Below are 18,096 nucleotides of genomic sequence, written 5' to 3'. Positions count from 1 at the left end.
CTGGGACTTTTCACCCGTTCATTGCGGGCCATTCTAGAGTAGATCGTTTACAGGTAAGGCAACACGTTCTCTTCGTAAGACTTCGTGATGGAGGCCGCGGCCGTGGCAAATGCTTCGGTGGGGTCGGCCTGCTGGAGCATGATCTTCTCAATCGCTGTGGTGAGGTCCTTGTCGCCATTGGGAACAAACACGCGGCCCCAGTCCTGGACACGGGTGGTGGCCAGCTGATCAACAGCTGTGCGGAACTGCGGCTTCTCGGCGTAAACGGCCTTCATGGCCTCGCCCTCCACAGCTGAGGTACGTACCGGCATGTAACCGGTATTGGAGGAGAAGTAGGCGGTGTTCTCGGCGTTCGTCAGGAACTTCAAGAACATGCCAGCAGCCAGCTGCTGTTCGGGCGATTTCGATGCGGGGATCGCCAAGCCGGTCCCGCCCGTGGGGCAAGCCACACCCTTGGCGCCTTCGGGCAGGAAGCCCGTTCCGACGTCGAACTTGGCAGCGTCCAGAAGCCCTGTGAGGGATCCTGTTGAGGCAATGGTGCAACCGGTCAGCCCGGCACCGAAATCGGCCACCTGGTCCTTGGCGGTAACGGCCGCGCTCTTGTCCTCATACACAATCTTCTGCAGGTACTTGGCAGCCTCGAGTGCCTCAGGGGTATCCAAGGTGAGCGTCCAGTCCTTGGAGTAAGCTCCACCGGCGCCCCAGAGCATGTTGCAGAACCACCATGCGCTCCATGACGTGCCCTTGCCTAGACCCAATGGGGTGATCGATGTGGCGGCAATCTTGGGTGCCCACTCATCAAATTCAGCCCACGTCTTGGGGGCGCGGTCAGGCAGTCCGGCCTTCTTCCACACTGACTTGTTGTAATAGAACAGCGGGGTGGAGCGGGCGTAAGGAACGGCCCAGTGAGAGTCACCGAACTCGTAATCGTTGTAGAGGGTGGTGTTGAAGTCAGCAGTATCCATTTCCAAGTGCGCAGCCAACGCCTCCAGCGGCAGGATCTGGCCATTGATCATGTAACGGAACCACCAGACATCGCTGGCGATCACCAGATCGGGGACGTTGCTGGAGCCAGTCGAGGCCTGGAACTTCTGCGCCACCTCGTCATAGTTGGCTCCGGCCGTCACGAGGTTGACCTTGATACCAGTTTCCGCGGTGAAGCGCTTGATGAGTTCAGTTTCAAGGTCCTTGGACGTGCCGGGGTGATTGGACCACCAGGTGATCTCTTTGGCGGGCGTCACAGTTGTCCAGTCGGTGGCCTTGTCAGTGGCCGCGCCGCCGGCTTCTCCAACGGCTGGTCCCCCACACGCTGCCAAGGCTGCGGAGCCACCAACAAGGGCTGCCAGCTGCAGCAACTGGCGACGGTTCAAGTTGGCAAAGGGTGAAGCGTTCATGCTGTTCTCCTTGACTTTAGTTGCCACACCCGCAGGGCTGCGGAGGGCACGATTATGATGTTGCAGATTCGAGGGAATTCGAGGGAAGGAAGAGTGTGGCTCAGCCGGTCACGGCGCCGGAGGTGAGTCCCGTGACGATGCGCCGCTGCAGCAGGAAGAACACGATCAGTACCGGCACGGTGATGAGCACCGTGCCGGCCATGAGCACGCCCCAGTTAGTCACGCCGTCGTTGTTCTGCAAGAGGGTCAAGCCCACAGGCAGGGTCATCATCTCGGCACGGTCCACCACCAGTAGCGGCCAGAGGTACTCGTTCCACTCCGACACAATGGAGACAAGCGCCACGGCGGCGATGGTTGGTGCGGAAATGGGCACCACAAACGTCCAGAGCCGGCGCCAATGGCTGGCCCCGTCGAGCGCTGCCGCTTCCAGGACGGAGATGGGCAAGGTCAAGAAATGCTGCCGGAAGAGGAACGTGCCAAATGCGCTGGCCAGGCCAGGAACGATCAGCCCCTGATAGGTGTTGATCCAGCCCAGATCAGAAATCAGGGTGTAGTTGGGGATGATCACGATCTGTTGTGGGATCAGCAGTGCGAAGACCACCAGAGCGAACACATATTTTTTGAACGGGAAATCCAAGAACACCACTGCATAAGCGGTGGTCAGGCCCAGCGCAATCTTCAAGGTGGCGCCCACCACCGTGGTGATGAGCGAGTTGATGAAGAAGTTGCCAAACGGTACGGCCTCCAGCGCGGCGAAGTAGTTGGAGAGCTCAAAGCTGGCGGGCAGCCACTGGATGGGGACTGTGTAAATTTCGTCCCGCTTCTTGAAGCTGGCCAGCATCATCCACACCAGCGGCAGAATCATGGCGGCAACGGCAACCGCGAGCAGCAGATACCCGCTCAGCCGGCCCCGGGAGACCCATCCGATCTTGCTGGGCGTGGCCGGAACATTCCCTGTCACTGAGCGTTTCACAGCGCCGGTCACAGCGTGCTTGTCTTTTACATCAGCACTCATCAGTAATGCACCTTCTTTTGGACAACCAGCATCTGCACAGCTGTGATGATCAGGAGGACCACGAACAACACTGTGGCGATCGCCGAGGAGTACCCGGCCCGCCCGGTAGCGAAGCCTTCCTGATAGATCTGGTACATCATGGTGGTAGTGCCCTCCAGCGGCCCGCCCTGCGTCATTGCCTGAATGATGTCGAAGGACTGCAACGAGCTCAGCAATGTGGTTACGGACAGGAAGAACGTGGTGGGGCCCAGCAGCGGCAGCACCACGTTCCTAAAGCAAGCCCAGGCGCCTGCGCCGTCCAAGGTCGCGGCCTCGATCAGATCGCGGGGCACAGCTTGTAGCGCAGCTAAATAAATCAGGGCTACGTAGCCCACGTTTTTCCACAGGTAAACCACGATGAGCATGGGTAGTGCCCATTGGGGATCGTTATACCAGTCTGGTGAGCTCAAACCCACGGCTTTCAGTACCGCCCCCAGGATCCCGAAGTTAGGGTCAAAGACAAAAAGCCAAAGAAGTCCGACGGCGACTCCGGAGAGTACGTAGGGCGCGACGACTACCGTTCGAGCCAGTCCCGTACCGCGCAGCTTGCGGTTCAGCAGGAGCGCCAGCGAGAGTCCCAGCACCATGCCGCCACCAACGGTGAATACCGTGAAGATGACGGTGACTCGGACAACGTTGGCGGTGGCTGGATCGCTGAACCAGTTCGTGTAGTTATCCAGCCCAATAAAGCGGGCGGTGGCGGAGCCAATGTTCCACTGCAACAGCGAGTACTGCAGCGATTGAATCAGCGGTTTGTACGTGAAGATGATCAGCAGTGCGACGTTGGGTCCGGCAAAGGCGAGGAACAGCAGCCAAGACTTCCACGGTGTGCGCCGCTTGCGCTGCGGCACCATGGAGGCGTTCCGGGTCATTCGTGGGGTGCTGCCAGCCGCCTTAGTGTTGGGCTTGCTCTTGCCAGACTGCGCCGTGGCGAGTTGGGTCACGATCTAGCCCCCCAGCGAAGCGGATTCCAACACAGCGGACTCAACCGCAGCAGACGGCGCGTCGGCTGAGCACTGCGATGGAAGAATCTGCTGGATGAGTTCCGGGTCATCGGTACAGACCGCGTCGGCTCCCATTTCCAGCAGTTCCAGTGCGCGTTCGGGATCATTGACAGTCCAGACCCAGACCTGTAGTCCGGCCGCGTGGATGCGGGCAATGTCGTCGTGGTCCAGACCGCCTTCCCAAATGGAGACGCCTTCACCGCCGTGCTCAACGGCGAAATCAATGGCCGCCTGAATTCCGCGGCCCGCGAACTGGTCTGCGTCGTCGTCTCGGGACAAGAGAGCGCTCAGCTTTTCCAGGTTCCCTACGCACAGCGGATACGTTTTGGCATCGGGCAACAGTCGGCGCAATTCTGCCAGTGCTCCCCAATCTGCCGAGGAGGCAAACCAATCAACACCAGTGGCCTCGGTGACTACCTGAACGATTGGTTCCACAGACGTGGCGTCCTTGAGTTCAATGTTGACACGTAGTTTCCCGGCGGCCATGGCCAGAACCTCGGACAAGGTGGGCACAGACTCCCCGGCGCCGGCATCAAGGAGCCCCAGCTGTCGGGCAGTGAATTCACCGATGCCTCCCGTGCCGTTCGTGGTGCGGTCAGCGGTGTCGTCGTGGATCACTACGGGGATGCGATCAGCGGACAAATGGACATCGAGCTCGATGCCGTCAATGCCAAGTTCAATGGCGCGCGCGAAGGCAGCCTTGGTGTTCTCCGGCAAGTGAGCTGATACGCCCCGGTGGGCAAAGATGCGCATGATGCTGCACTCCTCTTTGTGGTTTTCAAGGAGGACTGCCATTGTGTCTTTGCGCAGTCCTTGGGCTTCCTCGACCAAGGTACGCAGCGCAGTGTCCCAATGCATGGCGGCAAGGTGGACAGCAGGCAAATACGACTTAAATAGTTGAACCCCGGCTCCAGTGAAGACTGGAACCGGGGTTCAACTATGACTAACTAGGCGCCGCACTCGAGCCAAACAGGGCGTTGGGCCCACGCTCCCGAGTAAAGCAGAACGTTGGGCCCACAGCTCCGAGGGGCCCCAGTTGTTGGGTCGCACTTGAGCCAAGCATGGCGTTGGGCCCACGCTCCCGAGTAAAGCAGAACGTTGGGCCCACAGCTCCGAGGGGCCCCAATGAAAAACGCGCCAGCGTTTTTCATTGGGGAGGAGCTGGGGACTAATCTAGCGAGACCGGGGTGACGCCATACGGCGCAAGTCGCTCCGCACCGCCGTCGTCCGCGGTGAGTACCCAAATGCCCTTGGCATGCACGGCCACTGAGTGTTCCCAGTGAGCTGCGCGCGACTTGTCCTTGGTGACAACCGTCCAGTCATCGCCAAGGGTGATGGTTTCCAAGTTGCCGCGAACCAGCATGGGTTCGATAGCCAGGCACATGCCTGCCTTCAGCTTGGGGCCGCGGTGCTTGGAGGAGTAGTTCAGTACGTCCGGGGGCATGTGCATGGCGGATCCGATGCCGTGACCGACGTAGTCCTCCAAGATACCCAGTTCCGGGCCGGACTGTGAGGTGACGTATTCGTCTATGGCGTCGCCAATGTCGCCCACGTACTTGGCTGAGGCCATGGCCGCAATGCCGGCCCACATGCTCTCTTCGGTGATGTCGGAGAGCCGACGGTCAGCAGGATCCTCCGCGGCGGCGCCGCCAACAATGGTGCTACGCGCCGAGTCGGAGTGCCAGCCTTCCACAATGGCGCCGCCATCAATGGAGATCAAGTCCCCGGTTTCCAGTACCCGCGCTCCAGGAATGCCGTGCACCACTTCCTCATTGACTGAGGTGCAAATGGTGGCAGGGAAATCGTAGTAGCCCAAGAAGTTGGACTTGGCTCCGGCCTTTTTCAATTCCCCGGCAAAGATGGCATCCAGCTCGCCCGTGGTTACGCCCGGGGCGACAGCTGCGATGGTGGCCTTCAGTGCCGCGTCGAGGATCAGCCCGCTGCGGCGCATGATGCGCATCTGATCGATGGTCTTGTACTCAATTCTTTGCTGGCCAAACGCCATGAAAGAATCCTTTCGCTTCGAAAATGATTGAAGGCTCCTTCCCATGGTGCGGGAAGAAGCCCTCCTTCACAACCCAGCGCCTATGCGGCACGGATTGATAAAACTTACTGCTTGCTAGGCGTTGTCGCCCTTGAACTTGTTGATGGCTTCCATGACACGTGATGTCACGTCGTCCATCTCGCCGAGACCGTCGACCTTGGCCAAAATGCCGCGCTCCGCATAGCGGGACACTACAACCTCAGTCTGTTCACGGTAGAGATCCAACCGGTGACGGATGACTGCTTCAGTGTCATCGCTACGACCGGTCTCCTGCGCACGGCCCAACAGGCGCTTGACGAGTTCTTCGTCGTCGGCGGTCAACTGCACAACAACATCCAAGCTGGCGTTTGCCGAGGCCAAGATGTCATCCAGTTCGTCCACCTGGGGTGAGGTGCGCGGGTAGCCGTCCAAAAGGAAGCCCTCTGCCACATCACTCTGAGCGAGCCGATCGCGAACCATCCGGTTGGTGACGCTGTCGGGCACAAAGTCACCGTTGTCGATGTACTTCTTCGCCTCAACGCCCAGGGGTGTCTCACCCTTCACATTGGCGCGGAAGATATCGCCCGTGGAGATGGCTACGATGTCCAGCTCTCCACAGATGCGTTCCGCCTGTGTGCCTTTTCCTGACCCGGGAGGTCCAATAATCAGCATTCTTGTCATCGCAATAACCCTTCGTAGTGGCGCTGTTGGAGTTGTGCATCAATTTGCTTCACTGTCTCCAAACCAACACCGACCACAATGAGGATTGAGGTTCCGCCGAATGGGAAGTTCTGGTTTGCCCCAACCAAGACCAGCGCGATCAAGGGGATCAGGGCAATAATGCCCAGGTACAGCGCACCCGGGAGCGTGATGCGAGAAATAACGTACTGCAAGTAGTCCTGTGTGGGACGGCCTGCGCGGATGCCGGGAATGAATCCGCCGTACTTCTTCATGTTGTCTGACACTTCTTCAGGGTTGAAGGTGATGGCAACGTAGAAGTACGTGAAACCGAGGATCAACAGGAAGTAGAACATCATGTAGATCGGGTGGTCACCACGGGTGAGGTAGTTATTGATCCATTCGACCCAAGCTGGCAGATCCGTGCTGTTCGCCGGTGTGGCAAACTGCGCGAGCAAGGCCGGCAGGTACAGCATCGAGGAGGCAAAGATGACGGGGATAACGCCAGCCATGTTGACCTTGATCGGGATGTACGTGCTGGTACCGCCCATAGTGCGGCGGCCAACCATGCGCTTGGCGTACTGCACAGGGATGCGGCGCTGAGACTGCTCAACGAACACAACCAAAGCAACTACCACCAAACCAATGACCAGCACCGTCAAGAAGGTGCCCCAACCCTGAGTCTTCAGGATGGCGCCAAGGGAGGTGGGGAACTGGGCGGCGATAGCCACGAAGATCAGCAAGGACATGCCGTTGCCGACACCCTTTTCAGTGACGAGCTCGCCCATCCACATGATCAAACCGGAACCGGCAGTCAAGGTGATGATGAGCAACAAGATGGTGATCAAACTGTCATTGGGAATCAAGGCGCCCGGGGAGCCTGCAGCACCACAACCAGCAAAGAGCTGGCCAGAGCGTGCAAGGGTTACCAAGGTGGTGGCATTGAGCAAAGCCAGTGCAATCGTCAAGTAACGCGTGTACTGGGTGAGCTTGCCTTGACCCTGAGCACCCTCAAGGTGAAGTTCCTGGAAGCGGGGGATCACTACGCGGAGCAGCTGCACGATGATGCTAGCCGTGATGTAAGGCATGATTCCCAAAGCAAAAATGGAAACCTGAAGCAAGGCGCCGCCACTGAACAAGTTCACAAGCTGGTAAATACCTTGGCTTGTGTCAGCAGCATTCACGCACTGTTGGACATTTCGGTAATCAATTCCAGGCGAGGGGATGAAAGCGCCCAAGCGGAAGATGGCAATAATTCCCAGCGTGAACAACAACTTGCGTCGCAGATCAGGCGTGCGAAAGGCGCGGCCAAATGCGGTAAGCAAGCGTCCTCCTGATGTGTAGTGATGAGTGGCTTCTTAAATGAGGCCCAAGGAAAGAGTCTAGTGGGTGATGCAGCTCGCATCGGCACTGTTACGCATAACATAGGCGCATTATCCGGGCATTCGGAAACATCCGGATAAAACGAAAGACTCTTGGTGGACGGAACCGTAAGTTCCGTCCACCAAGAGTCTAGTCGCTAGATGTGCGCACTCGTGAACTTATTAGAGTTCAGTAGTGGTTCCACCGGCAGCAGCAATCTTGGCGATTGCGCTTGTGGAGAATGCGTGAGCGGTGATGTCAACCTTGACGGTGATATCGCCGGTGCCCAGCACCTTCACGGGCTGGTTCTTGCGAACCGCACCCTTTTCAACGAGTGCCTCGACGGTGACAATGCCACCTTCGGGGAAGAGCTCGTTCAGCTTGTCCAGGTTTACAACCTGGAACTCAACGCGGAACGGGTTCTTGAAGCCACGCAGCTTGGGCAGACGCATGTGCAACGGCAGCTGGCCGCCAGCAAAGCCAGCCTTTACCTGGTAGCGAGCCTTGGTACCCTTGGTACCGCGACCTGCGGTCTTACCCTTGGATCCTTCACCACGGCCAACACGGGTTTTAGCCGTCTTGGCGCCCGGTGCGGGACGCAGGTGGTGGACCTTGAGTGCATTCTGCTTTTCAACAGTCTCAGCAGTGTTCTTTTCAGCCACTTTACTTCGTCTCCTCAACCTTGAGCAGGTGCGGAACCGTGTTGATCATGCCAACAGTCACAGCGTCAGCCGAGCGAACAACGGAGTGACCGATGCGCTTGAGACCCAGTGAGCGAAGGGTATCCTTCTGGAACTGCTTGACGCCAACGACGCCCCTGATCTGAGTGATTTCCAGCTTCTTGTCAGAAGGCTGAACGTTCTTCGGTGTAGTCATTACAGACCCGCCTTTTGCATATTGCGCAACAGCACAGCCGGAGCAACTTCATCCAACGGCAAGCCACGGCGAGCCGCAACAGCCTTGGGGTCTTCCAGGCTCTTCAAAGCAGCAACAGTCGCGTGAACAATGTTGATGGCGTTTGAGGAACCGAGAGACTTGGACAGCACGTCATGGATGCCAACGCATTCCAAGATGGCGCGAACCGGGCCACCGGCAATAACACCGGTACCAGCTGCAGCCGGACGCAACATAACGACGCCTGCAGCGGCCTCGCCCTGTACGCGGTGAGGGATGGTCTTGCCAACCATGGGAACGCGGAAGAAGGACTTCTTAGCTTCTTCAACACCCTTGGCAATAGCGGCAGGAACTTCCTTAGCCTTACCGTAGCCAACACCGATCATGCCGTTGCCGTCGCCGACGATTACCAAAGCGGTGAAGCTGAAGCGACGACCACCCTTGACAACCTTGGCAACACGGTTGATGTTGACAACGCGCTCGATGAACTGGCTCTTCTCAGCCTCGCGTCCACCGTCACGGCCACCGCGGCCACGGCCACCGTCGCGGCCTCCACGAGCACCGTCGCGACCGCCACGGCCACGGGCGTTATCGGCGCCAGCAGCAGTTTCAGTCTTCGCGGTTGCACCGTCAGCTGCAGTTGCTTCTGACACAGTGTTCTCCTTGTTGATGTTTTCGGTCACAGTGCCAGACCGCCTTCACGTGCGCCGTCAGCAATAGCTGCAACACGGCCGTGGTAGCGGTTACCGCCGCGGTCGAAGACAACAGCTTCGATACCGGCAGCCTTGGCGCGCTCTGCAACGAGCTCACCAATGCGCTTAGCCTTGGCGGTCTTGTCACCGTCAAATGCGCGCATGTCTGCTTCCAGGGTCGATGCTGAAACCAGGGTCAGACCCTGAGTGTCATCGATGACCTGAACAAATACGTGGCGGGCTGAACGGTTGACGACCAGGCGCGGACGCACAGTCGTTCCGCTGACGCGCTTGCGAACTCGCAGGTGACGACGGCCGCGTGCTGCGGCCTTGGACTTTCCTCGTACGGATAGTGCCATGGTTACTTACCAGCCTTTCCGACCTTGCGGCGGATGATCTCGCCAGCGTAGCGAACGCCCTTACCCTTGTACGGGTCGGGCTTGCGCAGCTTGCGGATGTTGGCAGCAACTTCGCCCACCTGCTGCTTGCTAATTCCTGACACGGAGAGCTTTGTGGGGCTCTCTACGGCCAGTGTGATGCCTTCCGGTGCCTCAATGAGGACCGGGTGGCTGAAACCAAGAGCGAACTCGAGGTCCTTGCCCTTGGCGACTACGCGGTAACCGGTACCAACAATTTCCAGCTTCTTTTCGTAGCCAGCAGTGACACCGATGATCAGGTTGTCAATGAGGGTACGAGTCAGACCGTGGAGTGAACGCGAAGTGCGCTCATCATTGGGGCGGCTAACGGTGATGATGTTCTCGTCGATCGAAGCCGTGATGGGGCTGGAAACATTAAGTTCCAGCGTTCCCTTCGGGCCCTTGACGGAAACAAGGCTGTCTGCAATCTTGACCTCAACGCCGGCAGGCACGGAGATGGGGAGACGTCCAATACGTGACATAAGTTATTTCCCTTCTCTCTCTACTACCAGACGTAGGCGAGGACTTCCCCACCCACGCCCTTCTTGGCAGCCTGACGGTCGGTCAAAAGACCTGAAGACGTCGACAGGATAGCGACACCCAAACCACCCAAAACGTTGGGGAGGTTCGTGGACTTTGCGTAAACGCGCAGTCCGGGCTTGGAGATACGGCGCAGGCCAGCGATTGAACGCTCACGTGCGGGGCCGTACTTCAAGTCGATGGTCAGCTTCTTGCCAACCTCAGCGTCTTCAACCTTCCAGGCAGAGATGTAACCCTGTGCCTTGAGGATGTCGGCGATGTGGCCCTTAAGCTTGCTAAACGGCATGGTCACGGTGTCGTGGTGTGCCGAGTTTGCGTTGCGCAGACGCGTAAGCATGTCTGCGACAGGATCTGTCATTGTCATTTGGGCGCTTGCCCTTCCTCGAAACGGTTTCCTTCGCGTGGCAACAAAGTGGGCGAATTGAATTCGCACACTTTATACCCGCTGAACGGACCTGTTACGTAGATTATTTATCTTCGGATTTGAACGGGAAGCCGAGTGCCTTAAGCAGCGCACGGCCTTCGTCATCGGTCTTGGCTGTGGTCACGACAGTGATGTCCATACCGCGGGGGCGGTCAATGGAATCCTGGTCGATCTCGTGGAACATAACCTGCTCGGTCAGACCGAAGGTGTAGTTGCCGTTGCCGTCAAACTGCTTGCCACTGAGGCCGCGGAAGTCGCGGATACGGGGCAGAGCCAGCGTGACCAAGCGGTCCAGGAATTCCCACATACGATCTCCACGGAGAGTCGTGTGGCAACCAATCGGCATGCCTTCGCGCAGCTTGAACTGAGCGATCGACTTGCGAGCCTTGGAAACCTGGGGCTTCTGGCCGGTGATGGCGGTGAGGTCGCGGACTGCGTGGTCAATGAGCTTGGAGTCCTTAGCGGCATCTCCAACACCCATGTTGACAACAACCTTGACCAAGCGCGGAACCTGGTTAACGTTTGAGTACTTGAACTCCTCAACCAGACCAGCCTTGATTTCCGCTGCATAGCGGGTCTTCAGGCGAGGTGTGATCTTGGGTGTGTTCTCTGCTACTGCGGCGCTCATGCCAGATCCTTCCCCGAGGTCTTGGCAACGCGGATGCGTACTTCACGCTTGCGGCCATCGCGCTCAACGATTTCGGTGCGGTAACCAACGCGAGTCGGCTTCTTCGTGGACGGGTCCACTACAGCAACGTTTGAGATGTGAATGGGAGCCTCGACGATTTCGATGCCACCAGTGTTGGTGCCACGTTCCGTCTGACCGGCTTTAGTGTGCTTGGTGACACGGTTTACGCCCTCGACCAACACGCGGTTGGTTTCGGAGTACACCTTCAGGACCTTGCCCTGCTTGCCACGGTCGCCGCCACGCTCAGCCTTGGCGCCTGTGATGACCTGAACCAGGTCACCCTTCTTGATCTTTGCCATAAGTTACAGCACCTCCGGAGCCAACGAGATGATCTTCATGAATTTCTTATCACGAAGTTCACGGCCAACCGGGCCGAAGATACGGGTACCGCGGGGGTCCCCGTCAGCCTTGAGAATGACAGCTGCATTCTCATCAAACTTGATGTAGGAACCATCCGCACGGCGGCGTTCCTTCTTGGTGCGAACGATGACAGCCTTAACGACGTCACCCTTCTTAACGTTTCCGCCCGGAATTGCATCCTTGACGGTAGCGACGATTGTGTCGCCAATGCCTGCGTAGCGGCGCCCAGATCCACCGAGAACGCGGATTGTCAAGATTTCCTTGGCACCCGTGTTGTCGGCAACCTTAAGCCGCGACTCCTGCTGAATCACTAGTGTCTCCTGTTCGTCGCGCCGGTTCTTGGACACAATGTATCTGTGAACAAGCCTTGCGGAACGTATTGTTCGGGATGTCTCTCGACGTGCCTGGATTTTGCCAAAACACGCCTAAATACCTCATGCCAACTGCACTTTCCGCACCGGGAACGTGGATAAATCCGCGCATCGAACGGCAGTTTGTAGTGGCACGAGCATTTACGAGGTAATTGCGCACCTACTGTCACTGCCGAAAACGGCGGCACAGAAAAGGCGCAGCAATAAATAATCCTAGCACGACGGCGGAACCTGAAGGTACGCTGCCAGCCCACCAAAGGCGTTACCTCCCCCACACGGCGTGGCCAACCCTCGGGCCGCCGGTGGTTGAGCCGACATTTTTTGTAGGCGACGTAAAGGAGGCCCCAAAGGCCGCCCGCGGCCGACGGGCCGGATAGTCGCCGGAAAAATGGCGGTCAACCACCGGGACCACCGCAGGCGAGGAGCGCCGTCGAGCATTGGGTGTTAAACGATGTTGGGCCCGCCGCCACAAGTGGCAACGGGCCCAACATTTTAGTAATCAACCACGCACAAGTGCGTGAGTTGGCTTACTTAGCCTTCTCTACGATCTCAACCAGGCGGAAACGCTTGGTTGCGGAGAGCGGGCGGGTCTCGCTGATGACGACGAGGTCGCCGATGCCGGCGCTGTTCTCTTCGTCGTGGGCCTTGACCTTCTTGTTGCGGCGAAGAACCTTACCGTAAAGAGCGTGCTTTACGCGGTCTTCAACCTCAACAACGATGGTCTTGTCCATCTTGTCGGAAACTACGTAACCGCGCATCTTCTTGCGCTCGTTACGAACGAGAGTCTCCGCGCCGTTTTCGGTGTTGTCTACAGAATCGCTCACTTGGCGTCCTCCTCTGTTGCTTCAGCCTTCTTGGAGGCCTTCTTGGCTTCCTTGTCAGCCTTCTTGGAGGCCTTCTCCACGGGTGCAGCGGCAACGACGTCCGGGCGAATGCCCAGCTCGCGCTCACGCAGCACTGTGTAGATGCGGGCGATGTCGCGCTTTACAACGCGCAAACGACCGTGGCTTTCCAGCTGGCCGGTGGCCGACTGGAAGCGCAGGTTGAACAGTTCTTCCTTTGCCTTGCGGAGTTCTTCGACAAGACGTGCATTGTCAAACCCGTCAAGCTGTGCAGGGGCAAGTTCCTTGGAACCAACTGACATCTCTACTCACCACCTTCGCGACGCACAATGCGTGCTTTCAACGGCAGCTTGTGGATTGCCAGGCGCAATGCCTCGCGTGCTACCTCTTCTGATACACCGGAGAGTTCAAAGAGAACACGACCCGGCTTGACGTTTGCGATCCACCACTCGGGAGAACCCTTACCGGAACCCATGCGGGTTTCAGCAGGCTTCTTCGTCAAGGGACGGTCGGGGTAGATGTTGATCCACACCTTACCGCCACGCTTGATGTGGCGAGTCATTGCGATACGAGCAGACTCGATCTGACGGTTGGTTACATATGCCGGCGTGAGGGCCTGAATGCCCCACTCGCCGAATGAAACCACGGTGCCGCCAGTAGCCTGACCCGAACGACCGGGGTGGTGCTGCTTACGGTGCTTTACGCGACGTGGGATAAGCATTTACGCCTCTCCTCCTTCTACTGCCGGAGCCGCAACCTCTGCAGCTACAGGAGCTTCAACCGCGGCAGCTGCCTCGGTGCGCTCAGGACGGTCGTTACGACGACGGTCGCCACCGGCGCGGGGACCGCGGGCTCCGCGGTCATCGCCGTCACGACGCGGGCCACGGCCACGGGCAGGAGCAGCAGCTGCCTGAGCAGCCAGTTCCTTGGACGTGACATCGCCCTTGTAGATCCAGACCTTGACACCAATACGGCCGAACACGGTCTTGGCTTCGAAGAAGCCGTAATCGATGTTGGCACGCAGGGTGTGCAGGGGCACACGACCTTCGCGGTAGAACTCGGTGCGTGACATTTCAGCGCCACCCAAGCGACCAGCACAAGCGACACGGATGCCCTTGACGCTGCCGGTGCGCTGTGCGGACTGCATTGCCTTCTTCATCGCGCGGCGGAAAGCCACACGTGAGGTCAGCTGCTCTGCGATGCCCTGGGCAACGAGCTGAGCATCAGCTTCCGGGTTCTTGACTTCCAAGATGTTCAGCTGAACCTGCTTGCCGGTGAGCTTTTCGAGCTCGCCGCGAATGCGGTCTGCTTCTGCTCCACGACGACCGATAACAATTCCGGGACGTGCGGTGTGGATATCCACACGTACACGGTCACGGGTGCGCTCGATCTCAACCTTGGAAATACCTGCGCGGTCCATGCCCGTGGACATGAGTGCGCGGATCTGGATGTCTTCTTTTACGAAGTCCTTGTAACGCTGGCCGGGCTTGTTGCTGTCCGCGAACCAATGTGAACGGTGATCCGTGGTGATACCGAGTCGGAACCCGTGCGGGTTTACTTTCTGTCCCACTTAGCGAGCCTCCTCTTTCACGGGGGTAGCGACAACCACTGTGACGTGGCTGGTGCGCTTCTTGATCTCGAACGCACGACCCTGAGCACGCGGTTGGAACCGCTTCATGGTCGGGCCCTCATCAACGAAAATTTCGCTGATGTAAAGATCATTTTCGTTGAACGCGATGCTATCGCGATCCGCCAGAACGCGGGCATTTGCCACTGCGGACTGGACTACCTTGAAGACCGGCTCCGAAGCTGCCTGGGGGGCAAACTTCAAAATCGCCAATGCCTCATTCGCCTGCTTGCCACGAATCAGGTTGACGACGCGCCGGGCCTTCATAGGCGTTACGCGCAGATGACGCGCACTTGCCTTGGCTTCCATTGCTATCTCTCTCTCGTCTTTGCCGTATTGACAAGCGCCTAGCGGCGCTTGCCCTTACGGTCGTCCTTGACATGGCCGCGGAATGTCCGCGTTGCGGCGAATTCGCCGAGCTTGTGCCCGACCATCGACTCAGTTACAAACACGGGGATGTGCTTGCGACCATCGTGTACGGCGATCGTGTGACCCAGCATGTCCGGGATGATCATCGATCGACGGGACCAGGTCTTAATTACGTTCTTGGTGCCCTTGTCGTTTTCCCTAGCTACCTTTACAAAGAGGTGCTGGTCAACGAAGGGACCCTTTTTCAGGCTACGTGGCATGTCTCCAGGCTCCTATCGCTTGTTCTTGCCAGTACGGCGGCGACGAACAATCAGCTTGTCGCTCTCTTTGTTGGGACGGCGGGTACGGCCTTCGCGCTTACCGTTCGGGTTAACCGGGTGACGTCCACCAGAAGTCTTACCTTCACCACCACCATGAGGGTGATCGACCGGGTTCATGACAACACCGCGGACGGTCGGGCGTACGCCCTTCCAGCGCATACGGCCAGCCTTACCCCAGTTGATGTTGGACTGCTCAGCGTTACCAACTTCGCCGATGGTCGCGCGGCAGCGCGCATCAACGTTGCGGATTTCGCCGGAGGGCAGACGCAGCTGGGCGAACTTGCCTTCCTTGGCGACGAGCTGAACCGAGGCACCAGCTGAACGAGCCATCTTGGCACCGCCACCGGGACGCAGCTCCACAGCGTGGATAACAGTACCCACGGGGATGTTGCGCAACGGAAGGTTGTTGCCAGGCTTGATATCAGCTGCCGGACCGGCCTCTACGAAGTCGCCCTGCTTGAGCTTGTTCGGAGCGACGATGTAACGCTTGGTTCCATCAACGTAGTGCAGGAGGGCGATGCGTGCGGTGCGGTTGGGATCGTATTCGATCTCAGCAACGCGTGCGTTTACGCCATCCTTGTCGTGACGACGGAAGTCGATCAAGCGGTACTGGCGCTTGTGGCCACCACCCTTGTGACGAGTCGTGATGCGACCGGTGTTGTTACGGCCACCCTTTTTGGGCAGAGGACGAACCAGAGACTTCTCCGGCGTCGACCGCGTGATTTCAGTGAAGTCGGCAACGCTCGAGCCACGACGGCCCGGGGTTGTCGGCTTGTATTTACGGATTCCCATAGTATATTTCCTCGTTAAAGTGGTCTCCGCTTATGAAAGCGGACCGCCGAAGATGTCGATCGTGCCCTCGCGGAGGGAGACAATGGCGCGCTTGGTGCCCTTGCGCTGTCCCCATCCGAACTTGGTGCGCTTACGCTTACCAGCACGATTGATGGTGTTGATCGAGTCGACCTTGACGGAGAAGATTTTCTCCACGGCCAGCTTGATCTCGGTCTTGTTTGAGCGGGGGTCGACCAAGAAGGTGTACTTACCTTCGTCGATCAAGCCGTAGCTCTTTTCCGAAACGACAGGTGCAAGCACTACGTCGCGCGGATCCTTGATGGTAACGGCGCTCACTTGCCGTCCTCCTTAATGGTCTGGGCAGCTTCGCCGCCGGCCGGGACAAAGCCAGCGGCCTTGGCGTCCTCAACCGTGGTGAACCAAACTTCGGCCTCAGTGGCGTCATACCAGCGTGAACCAGGCACGTGGTACTTCATGGAGTCCTTGTTGCCCTTGATGGTGCCTTCGGCGTCATCGTTGGAATCTTCGGAAACCAGGTCTTCAACCAACAGCATGCTCGAAGCGAAAGCTTCAGAAGCGGCGCGGCCGGAAACGAAAACGTCGTATGCAGCCTGAGTGAAGACGATGTCATCAGAAACGAGTACGTCGTAGGTGTTGAGCTGGTCAACATACAGAACGTGCAGGTTGGTGATGTTACGTACGCTCAGCGCAGTGGCGTCGTTGGCGCGCTCGATGACAACCAGCAGGTTCCTGCGAGTTGAAACAGCGGCCAAAACAGCCTTTGCAGCCTTGGTGGACGGCGTGGTGCCGGAAACCAATTCAGCAACTACGTGGATACGGCCGTTGCGTGCGCGGTCAGACAGGGCACCGCGGAGAGCAGCAGCCTTCATCTTCTTGGGCGTACGCTGGCTGTAATCGCGAGGGGTCGGACCGTGGACAACGCCACCACCGGTCATGTGAGGAGCACGGATTGAACCCTGACGGGCGCGGCCGGTACCCTTCTGTGCATGCGGCTTACGGCCTGCACCAGAAACTTCGGCGCGGGTCTTGGTCTTGTGTGTACCCTGGCGCGCAGCAGCGAGCTGAGCTACGACAACCTGGTGCAGCAAGGGCACGTTGGTCTGTACGTCGAAGATCTCTGCGGGCAGATCTACTTTGACAGTAGTCATTTACTTATGCTCCCTTCACGGCGGTGCGTACGAGTACGACCGAGCCGCGGACGCCGGGGACGGCACCCTTGATCAGCAGCAGCGACTTCTCGGCGTTAACACCGTGAACCGTAAGGTTCATGGTGGTTACGCGCTCGGCACCCATACGGCCTGCCATGCGCATACCCTTGAAAACGCGGCCAGGGGTGGACGCGCCACCGATGGAACCGGGCTTACGGTGGTTCTTGTGAGCACCGTGTGATGCCGGAGCACCCTTGAAGCCGTGACGCTTCATAACACCGGCGAAACCCTTACCCTTTGAAGTACCGACGACGTCGACCTTCTGGCCGGCTTCGAAGATCTCAACGGAGAGCTCCTGGCCGAGGGTGTAGGTGTCGGCGTCTGCGGTGCGCAGCTCGACAACGTGGCGGCGAGGCGTAACGCCTGCCTTTTCAAAGTGACCAGCCAAAGGCTTGGTGACCTTGCGGGGATCGATCTGGCCGTAGCCGATCTGGATCGCTACATAGCCATCAACCTCTGCGTTACGCAGCTGGGTGATGACGTTGGAGTCGGCCTGGACGACAGTTACAGGAACAAGCAAGTTGTTCTCGTCCCAGACCTGGGTCATGCCGAGCTTCGTGCCCAGGATGCCCTTAGTGTTTCGGGTCGCGGTCATAGTTTCTCAGCACCTCCCTACAGTTTGATTTCGATGTTCACGTCGGCCGGCAGGTCGAGACGCATAAGCGAATCAACTGCCTTGGGCGTGGGATCAATGATGTCGATCAGACGCTTGTGCGTGCGCATTTCAAAGTGCTCGCGGCTGTCCTTGTACTTGTGAGGAGAACGAATTACGCAAAAAATGTTCTTCTCGGTGGGCAGCGGCACGGGGCCTACTACCGTTGCGCCTGCGCGCGTGACCGTCTCAACGATCTTCCGGGCTGAAACATCAATAACCTCATGGTCATATGACTTCAGCCGGATGCGGATTTTTTGTCCCGCCATGGCGTCGTGACTCTCTTTCCTGTAACGAAGCAACCTGTAGTAGCGATGCTGTTGACGTAAACGCTGTTTACTTTTCCTGTTCAATGTGTGGCACTC

Annotated in this window: 26 protein-coding genes and 1 pseudogene; all 27 read right to left on the bottom strand. The window is 58.3% G+C overall.

The annotated features are described in order from the left end of the window. Positions 1–47 precede the first annotated feature (47 nt). Positions 48–1,394 carry an ABC transporter substrate-binding protein gene (locus CXQ93_RS09620; protein WP_104110189.1) on the bottom strand — a complete coding sequence of 449 codons (1,347 nt, stop codon included), beginning with the start codon at positions 1,392–1,394 and terminating at the stop codon, positions 48–50. Between the two features lie 100 nt (positions 1,395–1,494). Further along, positions 1,495–2,409: a carbohydrate ABC transporter permease gene (locus tag CXQ93_RS09615; RefSeq protein WP_104110188.1), complete on the bottom strand. Its 915-nt coding sequence runs from the start codon at positions 2,407–2,409 to the stop codon at positions 1,495–1,497. Beyond that, complete coding sequence (locus CXQ93_RS09610) at positions 2,409–3,392, bottom strand: carbohydrate ABC transporter permease (RefSeq protein ID WP_374953396.1); 984 nt, start codon at positions 3,390–3,392, stop codon at positions 2,409–2,411. Before CXQ93_RS09610 ends, CXQ93_RS09615 begins: the two co-directional genes overlap by 1 nt. Positions 3,393–3,395: 3 nt before the next feature. Next, positions 3,396–4,310: a glycerophosphodiester phosphodiesterase family protein gene (locus CXQ93_RS09605; RefSeq protein WP_146073204.1), complete on the bottom strand. Its 915-nt coding sequence runs from the start codon at positions 4,308–4,310 to the stop codon at positions 3,396–3,398. 310 nt (positions 4,311–4,620) lie between these two features. Continuing rightward, positions 4,621–5,457: a type I methionyl aminopeptidase gene (gene map, locus CXQ93_RS09600; RefSeq protein WP_104110186.1), complete on the bottom strand. Its 837-nt coding sequence runs from the start codon at positions 5,455–5,457 to the stop codon at positions 4,621–4,623. A 114-nt stretch (positions 5,458–5,571) separates the two neighbouring features. Next, positions 5,572–6,156: an adenylate kinase gene (locus CXQ93_RS09595; RefSeq protein ID WP_104110185.1), complete on the bottom strand. Its 585-nt coding sequence runs from the start codon at positions 6,154–6,156 to the stop codon at positions 5,572–5,574. After that, positions 6,153–7,478 carry a preprotein translocase subunit SecY gene (gene secY, locus CXQ93_RS09590; RefSeq protein WP_104110184.1) on the bottom strand — a complete coding sequence of 442 codons (1,326 nt, stop codon included), beginning with the start codon at positions 7,476–7,478 and terminating at the stop codon, positions 6,153–6,155. The genes CXQ93_RS09595 and secY overlap by 4 nt, the downstream gene beginning before the upstream one ends. 219 nt (positions 7,479–7,697) lie before the next feature. Further along, positions 7,698–8,177, bottom strand: a complete 480-nt coding sequence (gene rplO, locus CXQ93_RS09585) for a 50S ribosomal protein L15 (protein ID WP_104110183.1) — start codon at positions 8,175–8,177, stop codon at positions 7,698–7,700. A 1-nt stretch (position 8,178) separates the two neighbouring features. Then, positions 8,179–8,391 (bottom strand): 50S ribosomal protein L30, encoded by a 213-nt coding sequence (gene rpmD / locus CXQ93_RS09580; protein ID WP_062286647.1) that lies wholly within the window; start codon positions 8,389–8,391, stop codon positions 8,179–8,181. Beyond that, positions 8,391–9,062: a 30S ribosomal protein S5 gene (gene rpsE / locus CXQ93_RS09575; protein ID WP_181036103.1), complete on the bottom strand. Its 672-nt coding sequence runs from the start codon at positions 9,060–9,062 to the stop codon at positions 8,391–8,393. Before rpsE ends, rpmD begins: the two co-directional genes overlap by 1 nt. A 26-nt stretch (positions 9,063–9,088) precedes the next feature. Next, the gene (gene rplR / locus CXQ93_RS09570) at positions 9,089–9,460 is read right to left on the bottom strand and encodes a 50S ribosomal protein L18 (protein ID WP_044576453.1); all 372 of its coding nucleotides are present in this window, start codon (positions 9,458–9,460) and stop codon (positions 9,089–9,091) included. Positions 9,461–9,462: 2 nt separating this feature from the next. After that, positions 9,463–9,999 (bottom strand): 50S ribosomal protein L6, encoded by a 537-nt coding sequence (gene rplF, locus CXQ93_RS09565; protein ID WP_104110181.1) that lies wholly within the window; start codon positions 9,997–9,999, stop codon positions 9,463–9,465. Between the two features lie 23 nt (positions 10,000–10,022). Next, the gene (gene rpsH, locus CXQ93_RS09560) at positions 10,023–10,421 is read right to left on the bottom strand and encodes a 30S ribosomal protein S8 (protein ID WP_062286644.1); all 399 of its coding nucleotides are present in this window, start codon (positions 10,419–10,421) and stop codon (positions 10,023–10,025) included. Positions 10,422–10,524: 103 nt separating this feature from the next. Then, entirely contained in the window at positions 10,525–11,109 is a 585-nt protein-coding gene (gene rplE, locus CXQ93_RS09555) for a 50S ribosomal protein L5 (protein ID WP_062286643.1), read from the bottom strand. Beyond that, complete coding sequence (gene rplX / locus CXQ93_RS09550; RefSeq protein WP_062286642.1) at positions 11,106–11,468, bottom strand: 50S ribosomal protein L24; 363 nt, start codon at positions 11,466–11,468, stop codon at positions 11,106–11,108. The genes rplE and rplX overlap by 4 nt, the downstream gene beginning before the upstream one ends. Before the next feature lie 3 nt (positions 11,469–11,471). Further along, positions 11,472–11,840: a 50S ribosomal protein L14 gene (rplN, locus tag CXQ93_RS09545; protein WP_062286641.1), complete on the bottom strand. Its 369-nt coding sequence runs from the start codon at positions 11,838–11,840 to the stop codon at positions 11,472–11,474. A gap of 587 nt (positions 11,841–12,427) precedes the next feature. Then, positions 12,428–12,658, bottom strand: a complete 231-nt coding sequence (rpsQ, locus tag CXQ93_RS09540) for a 30S ribosomal protein S17 (RefSeq protein ID WP_062292996.1) — start codon at positions 12,656–12,658, stop codon at positions 12,428–12,430. Positions 12,659–12,720: 62 nt separating this feature from the next. Then, positions 12,721–13,044, bottom strand: coding sequence for a 50S ribosomal protein L29 (rpmC, locus tag CXQ93_RS09535; RefSeq protein WP_062286640.1), 324 nt, complete (start codon positions 13,042–13,044; stop codon positions 12,721–12,723). Positions 13,045–13,046: 2 nt separating this feature from the next. Further along, positions 13,047–13,463, bottom strand: a complete 417-nt coding sequence (gene rplP, locus CXQ93_RS09530) for a 50S ribosomal protein L16 (protein WP_062286639.1) — start codon at positions 13,461–13,463, stop codon at positions 13,047–13,049. Further along, positions 13,464–14,312: a 30S ribosomal protein S3 gene (rpsC, locus tag CXQ93_RS09525; RefSeq protein WP_062286638.1), complete on the bottom strand. Its 849-nt coding sequence runs from the start codon at positions 14,310–14,312 to the stop codon at positions 13,464–13,466. It lies immediately after the preceding gene. Beyond that, the gene (gene rplV / locus CXQ93_RS09520) at positions 14,313–14,678 is read right to left on the bottom strand and encodes a 50S ribosomal protein L22 (protein ID WP_062286637.1); all 366 of its coding nucleotides are present in this window, start codon (positions 14,676–14,678) and stop codon (positions 14,313–14,315) included. Positions 14,679–14,716: 38 nt separating this feature from the next. Further along, the gene (gene rpsS / locus CXQ93_RS09515) at positions 14,717–14,998 is read right to left on the bottom strand and encodes a 30S ribosomal protein S19 (protein ID WP_019481497.1); all 282 of its coding nucleotides are present in this window, start codon (positions 14,996–14,998) and stop codon (positions 14,717–14,719) included. 12 nt (positions 14,999–15,010) lie between these two features. After that, complete coding sequence (gene rplB, locus CXQ93_RS09510; RefSeq protein WP_104110180.1) at positions 15,011–15,850, bottom strand: 50S ribosomal protein L2; 840 nt, start codon at positions 15,848–15,850, stop codon at positions 15,011–15,013. Positions 15,851–15,880: 30 nt separating this feature from the next. Then, positions 15,881–16,186, bottom strand: a complete 306-nt coding sequence (rplW, locus tag CXQ93_RS09505; protein ID WP_104110179.1) for a 50S ribosomal protein L23 — start codon at positions 16,184–16,186, stop codon at positions 15,881–15,883. Positions 16,187–16,425: 239 nt separating this feature from the next. Then, a pseudogene (gene rplD / locus CXQ93_RS09500) lies at positions 16,426–17,019 on the bottom strand (50S ribosomal protein L4); the annotation flags it as partial. 4 nt (positions 17,020–17,023) lie between these two features. Then, on the bottom strand, positions 17,024–17,674 hold the full coding sequence (rplC, locus tag CXQ93_RS09495) for a 50S ribosomal protein L3 (protein WP_104110177.1): 651 nt from the start codon (positions 17,672–17,674) through the stop codon (positions 17,024–17,026). A 17-nt stretch (positions 17,675–17,691) separates the two neighbouring features. Continuing rightward, a complete protein-coding gene (gene rpsJ / locus CXQ93_RS09490; protein ID WP_062286632.1) occupies positions 17,692–18,000 on the bottom strand; it encodes a 30S ribosomal protein S10 in 309 nt (102 codons plus the stop codon). Positions 18,001–18,096: the final 96 nt, after the last annotated feature.

This window comes from Arthrobacter sp. N199823 (assembly GCF_002929705.1).
Taxonomy (GTDB): domain Bacteria; phylum Actinomycetota; class Actinomycetes; order Actinomycetales; family Micrococcaceae; genus Specibacter.
The sequence above is the reverse complement of the archived record's forward strand: the minus strand, read 5'-3'. Positions and strand labels throughout refer to the sequence as shown.